This window comes from Escherichia sp. WS1118 (assembly GCF_046487695.1).
Classification (GTDB): domain Bacteria; phylum Pseudomonadota; class Gammaproteobacteria; order Enterobacterales; family Enterobacteriaceae; genus Escherichia; species Escherichia coli.
The window spans coordinates 25,205-39,233 of sequence record NZ_JBJQIZ010000009.1; the positions used below are offsets into that span (position 1 = coordinate 25,205).

Annotated in this window: 9 protein-coding genes; 2 read left to right on the forward strand and 7 right to left on the reverse strand. The window is 42.6% G+C overall.

Annotated features, from left to right (window positions below):
* Positions 1-84: 84 nt before the first annotated feature.
* Both emrY and emrK read right to left on the reverse strand, forming a co-directional pair.
* Positions 85-1,623, reverse strand: a complete 1,539-nt coding sequence (gene emrY, locus ACJHYO_RS15940; protein ID WP_001018723.1) for a multidrug efflux MFS transporter permease subunit EmrY — start codon at positions 1,621-1,623, stop codon at positions 85-87.
* Positions 1,623-2,786, reverse strand: coding sequence for a multidrug efflux MFS transporter periplasmic adaptor subunit EmrK (emrK, locus tag ACJHYO_RS15945; RefSeq protein WP_001683100.1), 1,164 nt, complete (start codon positions 2,784-2,786; stop codon positions 1,623-1,625). Before emrK ends, emrY begins: the two co-directional genes overlap by 1 nt.
* Positions 2,787-3,201: 415 nt before the next feature.
* Here emrK and evgA point away from each other — a divergent pair, with 415 nt between their 5' ends.
* On the forward strand, positions 3,202-3,816 hold the full coding sequence (gene evgA / locus ACJHYO_RS15950; protein ID WP_000991370.1) for an acid-sensing system DNA-binding response regulator EvgA: 615 nt from the start codon (positions 3,202-3,204) through the stop codon (positions 3,814-3,816).
* Positions 3,817-3,820: 4 nt separating this feature from the next.
* A complete protein-coding gene (gene evgS / locus ACJHYO_RS15955) occupies positions 3,821-7,414 on the forward strand; it encodes an acid-sensing system histidine kinase EvgS (RefSeq protein WP_001592431.1) in 3,594 nt (1,197 codons plus the stop codon).
* Between the two features lie 55 nt (positions 7,415-7,469).
* Here evgS and yfdE read toward each other — a convergent pair whose 3' ends face one another.
* The 5 genes from yfdE to ACJHYO_RS15980 form a co-directional block, all read right to left on the reverse strand.
* Positions 7,470-8,615, reverse strand: a complete 1,146-nt coding sequence (gene yfdE / locus ACJHYO_RS15960) for a CoA:oxalate CoA-transferase (RefSeq protein ID WP_001296273.1) — start codon at positions 8,613-8,615, stop codon at positions 7,470-7,472.
* A 73-nt stretch (positions 8,616-8,688) separates the two neighbouring features.
* The gene (gene yfdV / locus ACJHYO_RS15965) at positions 8,689-9,633 is read right to left on the reverse strand and encodes a transporter YfdV (RefSeq protein WP_000955028.1); all 945 of its coding nucleotides are present in this window, start codon (positions 9,631-9,633) and stop codon (positions 8,689-8,691) included.
* A 69-nt stretch (positions 9,634-9,702) separates the two neighbouring features.
* On the reverse strand, positions 9,703-11,397 hold the full coding sequence (oxc, locus tag ACJHYO_RS15970) for an oxalyl-CoA decarboxylase (RefSeq protein ID WP_001283513.1): 1,695 nt from the start codon (positions 11,395-11,397) through the stop codon (positions 9,703-9,705).
* A 53-nt stretch (positions 11,398-11,450) separates the two neighbouring features.
* Positions 11,451-12,701: a formyl-CoA transferase gene (gene frc, locus ACJHYO_RS15975; protein ID WP_000106750.1), complete on the reverse strand. Its 1,251-nt coding sequence runs from the start codon at positions 12,699-12,701 to the stop codon at positions 11,451-11,453.
* Between the two features lie 511 nt (positions 12,702-13,212).
* Positions 13,213-13,845 (reverse strand): YfdX family protein, encoded by a 633-nt coding sequence (locus ACJHYO_RS15980; protein WP_000825598.1) that lies wholly within the window; start codon positions 13,843-13,845, stop codon positions 13,213-13,215.
* Positions 13,846-14,029 lie beyond the last annotated feature (184 nt).

Consider the following 14,029-nt stretch of genomic DNA (forward strand, 5'->3'; position numbering starts at 1 on the left):
ATCCTTTCCCTGGGTGAGCGATGCTGCCGATGACGCAGACTTAAGATTCTGCCGTTTTACCTGCTATAGCCTCCTCTTTTTCCATCACCCAACGCCTTTCGCTGTAAACGGCGGTTTCGCAAACCAAACCAAAACCGTAAGTAAGATAAAAGCAATAGCCGCCATACGGAAAATCTCATTTGCAGAAATAGAAAGTGACTGCTGAGTTATTTCATTATTAATTTCATTAAGAACTCCTGAAAGCGAACCATAGTATTTATCCATAATTTGTGACGATGAATTAAACACGGGGTTAAATTGATCGATGGTTGCTGTCAACTGACTATGGTGTAACGATTCGCGGCGTCCCCACAGTGTCATTGTCAACGACGTACCAACTGATCCTGACAAGGTGCGAAAAAAATTACTCATACTCGAGGCATTGGCAAATTTATTATCTGGCAAGCCTGAAAACGAAATCGTTGTTAAGGGTAAAAAGAAACAGGCAACGGCGAATCCCTGAAAAAACTGTGGCAAAATGATGCCTGTAAAATCAATCGTTGGCATAAATGTCACAGAACGCCAGTAATAGCAAACCGCATACATCAAAAAACTAAATGTCACCAACAACCGCATATCAATTTTGTTGCCATAACGTCCTATCAAAGGTGATATTAATAGCGGCATGATACCGATGGGCGCATAGGCAAGTCCGGCCCATATCGCATTATACCCCATCGTTTCCTGGAGTAACTGCGGCATAAGAACTATCGCTCCAGAGTAAAATAAATACGCGCATGTGATACTCACAATACCAATGGTGAAATTACGGGACTTAAACAAACTGAGGTCAAGAATCGGATTCTCTGAGGTCGACTCCCAAATGACTAAAGAAATCAGAGAAATAACTGATACTACTGTTAGTAGTATTATTGTACTCGAGTTGAACCAATCCAGATCGCGCCCTTTATCAAGCATAATTTGCAAGCCACCAACACCGAGCACTAACAGGGTCAGTCCTGGTAGATTCATTTTGACCGGTGAAGTCTCAGTTTCTCGTCCTTTAAGTAAGGTTAAGCATAATGTCAGGACGATAATCCCCATAGGGACATTGATTAAAAATATCCAACCCCAGCTAAAGTTATCGCAAATATAGCCGCCCAATATCGGCCCACATATCGGAGCGATAATCACGGTCATTGACCATAATGCCAGAGCAAATGTTCTTTTTTCTGGTGGATAATTCCTTAATAACAAACTCTGTGACAGTGGAATTAACGGCCCCGCCATTAACCCCTGAACGACTCTAAAAAATATCAGCACATCAAGATTGGTCGATAAACTACACATTAATGAAGACAGCGAAAAAAAGGTTACTGAAAGTAAAAATAACCTTAATTCGCCTATTCTTTGTGCCAGCCTGCCGGTAACAGGGATCGCAATGGCATTTGCTACGCCAAACGAGGTGATAACCCAGGTGCCTTCGTCTGTTGATGCTCCCAGAAAGCCAGATATTGTCGGTATTGCGACGTTAGAAATAGTGGAATCCAACATTTGCATAAACGTCGCTAATGACAATGCAATAGTGACGCACCATAACGTCCCACCGGTTAATGGTGCAGGAGTTGATTTAGTGATTGCCATTAAAGTTGTCCATTATGCGAAATAATGTTGCTAATTTCTTTTTCTATCGGACTGGTATCGATAACTAAAGCCTTACTGGTATAAGCAGGCATGGACGTCACGGTTGAAGCCAGATCGGGCATCTCGGCAATGTCTTCATTCTTCGTATCAATAGTAGCAGTCATCGATAAACCAATGCGCAAAGGGTGTTCCATGAGTTCTTTTGGATCCAGAGAAACTTCAACCGGTACACGCTGAACGATTTTGATCCAGTTCCCTGTCGCATTTTGTGCAGGTAATAAGGAGAACGCATTGCCGGTTCCCATATTGATCCCTGTCACCCGACCATGAAACACAACATTTTCACCATAAAGATCGCTGATAATATTGACCGATTGACCAATCCGTACATCCGTGAGTTGTGTTTCTTTAAAGTTGGCATTAACCCACATTTGACGCGCCGGTACGACAGCCATTAACGATTGTCCGGGACTCACTGTTTCGCCGACCTGAACACTTCTCTGGGCAATATAACCGGTAACCGGACTCTTAATATCCGTACGTTTAAGCGCCAACCAGGCTTCTTTGGTTGCATCTGCAGCTTCAATGACTTGTGGCTGACGGTTTAATGGTGTGTTCATTACTAAAGCTTTATTCGCTTTATAAGCCTGGATAGCAGCATTCAATGCCGCTTTGCTACTTATTAACGTATCTTTGGTATGCTCCAGCGCTTCTTTTGAAATAACCCCTTGCTTCGCTAAAAGCACACGACGGTTATAATCTTCTAAAGATTGTTGATACTGAATACGTGCTGAAGCGACTTCGGCACTGTATTGTTTATCCTGTAAGTATAGTTTATTCGTTTGCCGAACAATATTTGCCAGATTATTTTTAGCTTTATTGAGTGCGATAGTGGCATCAGTTTTATCCAGTGAAACTAAAATGTCACCTTGTCGAACGTAGTTCGTATCTTTATGATTAACGACAGTGACACTGCCTGAGACTTGTGCAGAAATTGGATCTGCATTTCCCGTGACATAGGCGTCATCTGTACTAATCATGTCTTTTAATTCCATTGACCAATAGGCATAGGCACCTGAAAACGCAATAAATAAAACTACCGCTAACAAAGCAAAATATTTTCTTCTGTCAGAATGTTTTTTATTTGAATTAATCTGTTCCACTATTATCTCTCATTTCGCATAGATGAAATTTATGAATTGAATGAAAAGAGTATTCATTCCTCATATCAAACACAGTGCATGTTTTGCACATTATCCCGGGAACGTTGGAGGGCTAATTTAAATGAAGTGCAAAAAAAACAACAGAGGACTAAACCGCGGCTTTTGCAATACAATTCTTACGCCTGTAGGATTAGTGAGAAAACTTATAGTGCTCATTTGAAACTATAAATCATCGGTATCATCCCTGATTTTATTGTTGACATTTTATTTATGCCGACTATTTATATGGTATACTTATCGAATTATCTTAAAGGAAGCTCAAATTTTCTTATTTTTATTGAGAAAATGAGATGATACCTTATGTCTGTATTACTACAGGGAGAAGGGAAATGCTTCATTGCAAAGGGAATAATCTATGAACGCAATAATTATTGATGACCATCCTCTTGCTATCGCAGCAATTCGTAATTTATTGATCAAAAACGATATTGAAATCTTAGCAGAGTTGACTGAAGGCGGAAGCGCCGTTCAGCGGGTGGAAACACTTAAGCCTGATATCGTCATCATTGATGTCGATATCCCCGGAGTTAACGGTATCCAGGTGTTAGAAACGCTGAGAAAGCGCCAATATAGCGGAATTATTATTATTGTCTCCGCTAAAAATGACCATTTTTACGGGAAACATTGTGCTGATGCTGGCGCTAATGGTTTCGTGAGTAAAAAAGAAGGCATGAACAATATCATTGCGGCTATTGAAGCTGCAAAAAATGGCTACTGCTATTTCCCCTTCTCTCTCAACCGGTTTGTTGGAAGTTTAACGTCCGACCAACAAAAACTCGACTCCTTATCGAAACAAGAAATTAGTGTCATGCGGTATATTCTTGATGGCAAGGATAATAATGACATTGCTGAAAAAATGTTCATCAGCAACAAAACTGTCAGCACTTATAAAAGTCGCTTGATGGAAAAATTAGAATGCAAATCACTGATGGATCTTTACACATTCGCACAACGTAACAAAATCGGCTAACCACATGAAGTTTTTACCCTATATTTTTCTTCTCTGTTGTGGTCTTTGGTCGACCATAAGTTTCGCAGACGGAGATTACATCGAATATCGTGGCATCAGTAGTAACAACCGTGTCACACTTGATCCACTACGTCTGAGCAACAAGGAATTACGTTGGCTCGCGAGCAAAAAAAATCTTGTGATTGCAGTACACAAGTCCCAAACAGCTACGTTGTTGCATACCGATTCGCAGCAACGGATTCGTGGTATTAATGCTGATTATTTAAATCTTTTAAAAAGAGCGTTAAATATCAAATTAACACTCCGGGAATACGCAGATCATCAAAAAGCAATGGACGCGCTGGAAGACGGTGAAGTTGATATAGTGTTATCACATTTAGTTGCTTCGCCGCCTCTTAATGATGACATTGCTGCAACTAATCCTCTGATAATTACCTTTCCGGCGCTGGTCACTACCCTTCACGATTCAATGCGACCGCTTACCTCATCAAAACCAGTAAATATTGCTCGAGTAGCAAATTATCCCCCAGACGAGGTAATTCATCAATCATTTCCAAAAGCAACAATTATCTCTTTTACAAATTTATATCAGGCATTAGCATCCGTCTCAGCCGGACAGAATGATTACTTTATTGGTAGTAACATCATTACCAGCAGTATGATTTCCCGTTATTTTACTCACTCCTTAAATGTAGTGAAGTATTATAACTCACCGCGTCAATATAACTTTTTATTAACCAGAAAAGATTCAATCGTTCTTAATGAAGTACTCAATCGATTTGTTGATGCTTTAACAAATGAAGTTCGCTATGAAGTATCACAAAATTGGCTTGATACAGGAAACCTGGCCTTTCTGAACAAACCATTAGAACTCACTGAACATGAAAAACAGTGGATTAAGCAGCATCCCGATTTAAAGGTGCTGGAAAATCCTTACTCGCCACCCTATTCTATGACAGATGAAACTGGCTCAGTTCGAGGCGTGATGGGTGATATTCTTAATATTATTACCTTGCAAACAGGTTTAAATTTTTCTCCGATCACCGTTTCACACAATATTCATGCTGGGACACAGCTTAACCCCGGTGGATGGGATATATTGCCCGCCGCTATTTATAGTGAAGATCGAGAAAATAATGTTTCATTTGCTGAAGTCTTCATAACAACGCCTTACGTTTTTGTCATGCAAAAAGCGCCTGACAGTGAACAAACATTAAAAAAAGGAATGAAAGTTGCCATTCCATATTATTATGAGCTTCATTCGCAATTAAAAGAGATGTATCCGGAGGTAGAGTGGATAAAAGTCGATAACGCCAGCGCTGCATTTCACAAGGTCAAGGAAGGGGAACTTGATGCTCTGGTCGCGACACAGTTAAATTCGCGTTACATGATCGACCATTACTATCCTAATGAACTTTATCATTTTCTTATTCCCGGCGTTCAGAATGCATCACTTTCGTTCGCTTTTCCTCGCGGAGAACCGGAACTTAAGGATATTATTAATAAAGCACTGAATGCAATTCCCCCAAGCGAAGTTCTGCGCCTGACCGAAAAATGGATTAAAATGCCCAATGTGACCATTGACACATGGGACCTCTATAGCGAGCAATTTTATATTGTTACGACATTATCCGTTTTATTAGTTGGCAGTAGCCTTTTATGGGGATTCTACCTGTTACGCTCAGTTCGTCGTCGTAAAGTTATTCAGGGTGATTTAGAAAACCAAATATCATTCCGGAAAGCGCTCTCGGATTCCTTACCGAATCCAACTTATGTTGTAAACTGGCAAGGTAATGTCATTAGTCACAATAGTGCATTTGAACATTATTTCACTGCTGATTACTATAAAAATGCAATGTTACCATTAGAAAATAGTGAATCCCCCTTTAAAGATGTTTTTTCTAATACACATGAAGTCACAGCAGAAACGAAAGAAAACCGAACAATATACACACAGGTATTTGAAATTGATAATGGCATCGAGAAAAGATGCATTAATCACTGGCATACCTTATGTAATCTGCCAGCAAGCGAACATGCTGTTTATATTTGTGGTTGGCAAGATATTACCGAGACGCGTGATTTAATTCATGCACTCGAAGTAGAGAGAAATAAAGCGATCAATGCAACTGTCGCAAAAAGCCAGTTTCTGGCAACAATGAGTCACGAAATAAGAACACCAATAAGCTCCATTATGGGCTTCCTGGAACTACTGTCGGGTTCTGGTCTTAGCAAGGAACAACGGGTGGAGGCGATTTCACTTGCCTACGCCACCGGACAATCACTCCTCGGCTTAATTGGTGAAATCCTTGATGTCGACAAAATTGAATCGGGTAACTATCAACTTCAACCACAATGGGTCGATATCCCTACTTTAGTCCAGAACACTTGTCACTCTTTCGGTGCGATTGCTGCAAGCAAATCGATCGCATTAAGTTGCAGCAGTACGCTTCCTGAACGCTACCTGGTTAAGATCGACCCTCAGGCATTTAAGCAGGTCTTATCTAATTTACTGAGTAATGCTCTCAAATTTACTACCGAGGGGGCAGTAAAAATTACGACCTCCCTGGGTCACATTGATGACAACCACGCTGTTATCAAAATGACGATTATGGATTCTGGAAGTGGATTATCTCAGGAAGAACAACAACAACTGTTTAAACGCTATAGCCAAACAAGTGCAGGTCGTCAGCAAACAGGTTCTGGTTTAGGCTTAATGATCTGCAAAGAATTAATTAAAAACATGCAGGGCGATTTGTCATTAGAAAGTCATCCAGGCATAGGAACGATATTTACGATCACAATCCCGGTAGAAATTACCCAACAAGTGGCGGCTGTCGAGGCAAAAGCAGAACAACCTATCACACTACCTGAAAAGTTGAGCATATTAATCGCGGATGATCATCCGACCAACAGGCTATTACTCAAACGCCAGCTAAATCTATTAGGATATGATGTTGATGAAGCCACTGATGGTGTGCAAGCGCTACACAAAGTCAGTATGCAACATTATGATCTGCTTATTACTGACGTTAATATGCCGAATATGGATGGTTTTGAGTTGACTCGCAAACTCCGTGAGCAAAATTCTTCCTTACCCATCTGGGGGCTTACAGCCAACGCACAGGCTAACGAACGTGAAAAAGGGTTAAATTGCGGCATGAACTTATGTTTGTTCAAACCGTTGACTCTGGATGTACTGAAAACACATTTAAGTCAGTTACACCAGGTTGCGCATATTGCACCTCAGTATCGCCACCTTGATATCGAGGCCCTGAAGAATAATACGGCGAATGATCTACAACTGATGCAGGAGATTCTCATGACTTTCCAGCATGAAACGCATAAAGATCTACCCGCTGCGTTTCATGCACTAGAAGCTGGCGATAACAGAACTTTCCATCAGTGTATTCATCGCATCCACGGTGCGGCTAACATCCTGAATTTGCAAAAGTTGATTAATATTAGCCACCAGTTAGAAATAACACCTGTTTCAGATGACAGTAAGCCTGAAATTCTTCAGTTGCTGAACTCTGTAAAAGAACACATTGCAGAGCTGGACCAGGAGATTACTGTTTTCTGTCAGCAAAATGACTAAATAGCGGCTCCCACAATGTTCAAATGTGGGAGCTATTTACCAGCACATCTTACATTTATGATGAGAACTCCTGGCGAATTTGTTCCCCATGCTGGTCGAGCGTTGCCGCTCCCGGCATAACATGCGGGTCCGCGCAGCCGCTGATTTTTATCGGATTACCCGGCATCATTATTCCCCCGGCTTCAATCAACATATTTCTCGCCTGAGTTTGTGGTAAATTAATGGCCTCAGCCACACTTAATAACGGCGCGACGGGCACACCAACTTCATGTATTCTGGCTAACCAAACTTCAGCTACCTGCGTTTTTAACGTCCGCTCAATATATTCTTTAAGAATAGCCTGGTTATGTACGCGTAAAATATTGCTGCTAAATCGGGGATCATTAACCAGTTCCGTAAGCTCCAGTGCCTGGCATAACGCAGAAAAAAGCTTGTCATTACCACAACAAATCGTAATCGGCTTATCCTGAGTATCGAAAACATCAAAAGGTGCCATGTAGGGATGGCGATTTCCTAAACGTTGTGGTGACTTCCCAGTCGCGATATATGCCATCAGTCCATGCTCCAGAAAACTCAGAGTGGCATCAAACATCGCTATATCGACATGCGCCCCTCTCTGGCTCTTTTCGCGGCCATAAAGTGCACTCACTATTCCACTGAATAAATAAACACCGCCACAGAGATCCGCAAGAGAGGTACCAACGCGCACTGGCGGAGCATCAGGGTATCCTGTTTCCATCATTATCCCGCTCATTGCCTGAATGATGGTATCGTAGGCAGGAGCATCTTTTAGCGGACCGGTATGTCCGAAACCTGACGATGAAGCATATATAAGGCGCGGGTTGATTTCTTGTAACCTTTCCCATGAAAACCCGAGTTTTTCCATTGTACCTGGGCGAAAATTCTCAGCTAATACATCAGCTTGTTTAAGCATATTTATAAATATACTTTTATCGTGATCATTCTTTAAATCAAGAACCACACTCTCTTTGCCATGATTAATAAAACTGTAATAGAGTGACTGTCCATCCACATAGGGACCAAATGTGCGGGTATCATCACCATGACCCGGCGGCTCAACTTTAATTACCCTTGCGCCCATATTACAAAGAAGTTGAGTTCCGAAAGGCCCATTAAGGACATGCGTCATATCGATAACTAATAAGCCTTCAAACGGCCCTTTGCATTCATTATTTGTCATTTGCTTATGCCTTGAAAAAAGCCGAAGGTGAAAAGACACTTCGGCATTTATGTAAAATCAATAAAATGATTAATTATGAAACCAGTCGACTGACATAAATCCACAAAGGAGCCGTGACGACAAAACCCAGTACGCTCACAGCCAATGACGCTGTACCAGTGCGGGTGTAGACATTAAACCGGCTGGCAATAATGATTCCGGAGAATGCCGGCGGTAATGCGCCTGCCAGTACCATCATCTGCAAATGTTCGCTATTCAAATGACATGCCATACCTACGAGAAGCAGCGCCAGTGGCATCAGAATCAGCTTCAGGAAAGTGTTATAAGCAATTTCGGCACTGAACTCGAATTTATGTGCAGCCAGAGTCAACCCCGCAGCGAATACCGCTACCCCTGAGTTAGCCTTCGCAATCAGATTAAAGGTTGGGTCCCATGCTGCCGGAATTTTTACCCCAACCAGCACCAGGATCGTTGCCAGAACAGGTGCCCATACTACTGGCTCCTTTGCCGCAGAAATTAATGCGCTCAGATTACTATTCTTCTTACCATCCGCTCCTGAGGAAGGATTCAGCAAATACAGACCAATAGGAATAGTAATTGCGTTAACAATAATAGAAATAATTGCTACCACTAAACCTGTTGATACGGAATCACCATAAATAGGATCGAGAACTGCAAACCCCAGGAATCCAATGGTAGGTGAACCTGCAATTAATGCACATACTGCTGCTTCTGCATGGGTACGTTTAAAAAATTTGTAGCAACCGAACCAGGAGAAAAAGAAACACCCGACAATAACCACAAGTGATACAAGGGTCAGGCGAGTGTCCGCAAAAATCATTTCCCTGTTTGCCCTGGTAATAGAAACAAATAGAGCCGCAGGAAGAGCGTAGTTTAATACCAGTTTATTAAATGCCCGAGCTTGATCCTCTGAAAAAGTTTCTCGTCTGCCGCTAAAATAACCCAACAGCATGATTACGATAATAGGCAATAAATCGCCAATAAAAAATGTTAGCATAATAGTATTTCCGATAAGGGTCCCCTTACCATCGCATAATAAGTTGGCAAGAGGAGACGATGTCAGTATTTAATTACCAGCGACTTGTTTTGGGTTAAGTTTGGTAATATGGCCACTTTCAGTTCCTGCTGCTGGGTCGATGACCACATTAATAATGGTCGGTTTGCGCGACTGAATTCCGGTGGTTAAAGCATGACGAAGTTCATCTGTCGTGGTGACGTTATAGCCAACGCCACGAAACGCATCCATTAATTTGTCATACCTTGCATGGTGCAACAGATCCGTTGGCGATGGTGCACCAGCGCCGCTGAGGTCAACACCGTCTCCTCTGTAGATGCCGCCATTATTAAAAATAACGATCGTCACCGGCAGGTTATATCGACAAATCGTTTCAATCTCCATCCCACTGAAACCAAAAGCACTATCACCTTCAATGGCGACAACCGGAGAACCAGAGGTCACGCTAGCACCGATGGCATAGCCCATACCGATGCCCATGACACCCCAGGTGCCACAATCCAGACGACGACGTGGTTTATACATATCAATAATATTTCGTGCATTATCCAGGGTATTTGCCCCTTCATTAACTAAATAAATATCCTGGTTCTCGCGCAAAACATCGCGCACAGCACTCAATGCATTAAAGTAATTTAATGGTTGGGTATCTGTACTTAACTTTTCATGCATTTTTTGTGCATTTTGCTGCTTGTGGATATTTAAAATATCGCGCCACACCAGTGGAGTCGTAAATGTGTTTTGTTTCAATTCTGCCAACATACCTTGCATACTGGATGCAATATCGCCAACGACTGGCACAGCAATGGGGCGGTTGCTGTCAATTTCCTGCGGTTCAATATCCAGTTGAATAAACTGTGTTTCTGCCGCCCATCCTTTTTTACCGTGTGCCAGTAACCAATTCAGTCGTGCACCAACAAGCATGACAACGTCAGCATTTGCCAGGGCAAACGAACGCGCAGCTGCCGCAGAAAGTGGATGCGTATCTTCGAGGATCCCTTTCGCCATAGACATTGGCAGGAATGGAATCTGGGCACTTTCAATAAATTCACGAAGCTGTTCATCAGATTGTGAATACGCCGCGCCTTTGCCAAGAATAATTAATGGTCGTTCAGCTTTTGCTAAAAGCGAAATTGCGCTAGTGACTGACTTCGGGCATGGCAATAATGCTGGCGACGGATTTTCAACTTTAACAATCGTGGTTAACGCTTCGTCTTTTTCCATCGTCGCGGCCAGGACATTTGCTGGCAAATCAAGATAAACACCGCCAGGACGACCCGATACTGAGACCCGGATAGCGCGTGCCAATGCAATGCCAAGATCCTGCGGCTGATTAACGCGAAATGCTGCTTTGGCATACGGTTTTGCCGCATTCATTTGGTCCAGCTCTTCATAATCACCTTGCTGGAGATCGACGATCGCGCGGTCGCTGGAACCGCTAATCATGATCATCGGAAAACCATTTACCGTTGCATTGGCCAATGCGGTCAAACCATTGAGGAATCCTGGCGCAGACACTGTCAGGCAGATCCCTGGTTTTTGGGTAAGAAAACCGCTTGCTGCAGCGGCATAGCCTGCCGACTGCTCATGACGAAAACCAATATAACGAATGCCTTCCGCCTGGGCATGGCGCGCCATATCCGTCACAGGAATACCTACAACACCATAAATAGTGTCAATATTATTCTGTTTTAATGCTTCAACGATGATATGCATACCATCTGTCATTTGAAGTTGATCTGACATGATTAATAACCTCGAAATTTTTATAAATTGGGAGCCAGAAGCCCCCGTTAATATCAGATGGCGTGGTTTTGCTTCATTGCAGCAATTTCATCGTCGCTATAACCCAGCTCCTGCAATACAGCAGCGGTATGTTCACCTAATAGCGGCGCAGCTTTAATATCTGGCGTAAAGGCAGAGAATTTCATTGGACAACCAACTGTCAGATATTTTCCACGCAACGGTTGTTCCACTTCGACAACACTGCCACTTTGGCGCAAAGAGGGATCAAGTGAAATTTCTTTCATACTTAAAACCGGTGCACAAGGAATATCAAACTGAGTCAAATAGGCCACAGCTTCATGTTTATCAATAGTGACAGTGTATTTTTCGATTTCAGCAAAAATATCGAAAATATGTGGCTGTCGGGCATGGGCTGTACTGTATGCCGGATCGGTAATCCATTCTGGTTTGCCGATGGCTTTACAGGTGTTTTCCCAGTTTTGCTCCTGAATAGTGAAATAAATATAGGCGTTAGGATCGGTTTCCCAGCCTTTACATTTCAGGATCCAGCCAGGCTGACCGCCCCCACCCGCATTACCACCGCGGGGAACTGCATCACCAAATGTGCCATTCGGATACTGCGGGTATTCTTCCAGATAACCCAATTTATCGAGACGCTGCTGGTCGCGTAATTTCACGCGGCAAAGGTTCAACACGGCATCCTGCATTGACATGGTGACTCGTTGCCCACGCCCCGTTTTTTCGCGATGCAGCAAAGCAGCAAGTAAACCGATCAGCAAATGCATTCCGGTGTTGCTGTCACCCAACGCTGCAGCGCTTACCAGCGGCGGACCGTCCCAAAAACCTGTAGTAGATGCCGCGCCACCCGCTGCCTGAGCAACGTTTTCATAGGCTTTTACATTCACATAAGGCGAACACTCATCAAACCCTTTGATCGAACCAAAAATCAGACGTGGATTGATTTCTTGAATATGCTCCCAGGTGAAGCCCATATGATCAATGGCCCCTGGATGAAAGTTCTCGACTAAGATATCAGCTTCGCGGATCAGCTTTTCCATTACCTCTTTGCCTTCCGCTGTTTTGGTATTTAATTCAATAGAACGTTTGTTACTGTTAAGCATGGTGAAGTAAAGCGCATCGATATCAGGAATATCTCGCAGCTGGTGGCGCGTTACGTCACCAAAGCCGGGACGTTCAATTTTAATGACGTCAGCGCCAAACCAGGCCAGCATTTGAGTACAAGATGGGCCAGATTGCACACCGGTGAAATCGAGAACTTTAATTCCTTGAAGTGGAGTTGACATAGCAATACCTATTAGTTAATTAAATATGTGTTAATTTAGCGTTTATTTAAGGCATAACGCCTCTATAAATAATCTGCAAAATATCGTCGTAGCTGCACTCGATATTTTTAAATTCCTGTATCAAGTGCTGAAAATCATTTCATCGCTACTTCCAATTCCTTTCTGCATGGTAAGTAGTGAGGACGAAAAGAAGAATATAATAAATATTGGTTCGCGGTAATCAGAGAGAGCCGCGACATTTGTGATGTTATTCTTACAACTGTAAGAAGTGTCAGTGATTTATAAGTAAGGTTATGATTACGCTATTTAAAGCGCACCATAAAATATAACATAATAAATGATTTGTGATGACACGGGATTATTGCGGTTTACTTTGAGGAAGATAAAATGCGAGTTTATAGCACCGCGAGCGCCAAATAATTTTATGACCACAACCTGTCGTATTGTGGTCATAAAAAATTGTCGACTGGAGGGAGTTAAATCCTTTACCTCAATATATTGCCTGTCAGGTTTAGTTCACAAACAGTGCTTCGCTATCAACGATGATTCCATCTTCCGCACCTTTAAGCGCCAGGTTTGCTTCGTAGTATTGCTTTTTATCAAGCAGTTTCTGCGCATCAGCAAGTGCATTACGAGTCTGTTTAAGCGGCATCAAATATTGGTTTTCCATTACACCAACACCGGCCAGGCGAAGCTCTTCCATTGCCCCCTTTTTATCCCCTTTCGCCATTTTTTCGTTGGCAATTTTTATCGCGGCTTCTTTTTCGGGTGTCGCTACATAACTCTCAGAAATTCCGACAGATGCATTAATGACAATATATTGGTCATCATTGACGTTGGTCTTTTTACCTGGCTTAGCGAACTTTGCCCATTCGGTACTATCATCTGACAGCAAAGCGGAAGCTTCATTGGTCAGTTCTTTTGCCTTTTCCGGATCGCCATGAAACAGAGCCAGGCGCGCTACCTGCACGTCACGCATCGCATATAAACCTTGTTCAGAGATACGCTCTGCTGCTGCCGTTTTCTGGGTTTGCTTAACTTGCTGAGTTTGCTGTTGTGCCGCTACCGGTGCATTATCAGCAGCCCATACAGTTGAAGATGCCAGAATTGCTGTGACCATCGTAGCCATAATTAAACGTTTCATACTTACCTCATTCTTTAACAGTTTTAGAAAACGCCGCCATCATATTGGGTGAGCATGAAATGAGAAATCAGAGAGCAACGGACATTTTGAAAGGGTTATCTTACAACTGTAGTTATTATCGCAAAGCCGCTTTTAGTCTTACAGTTGTAGGAATCTGCTTCCTGTCGCAGAGAACTATTCTTAT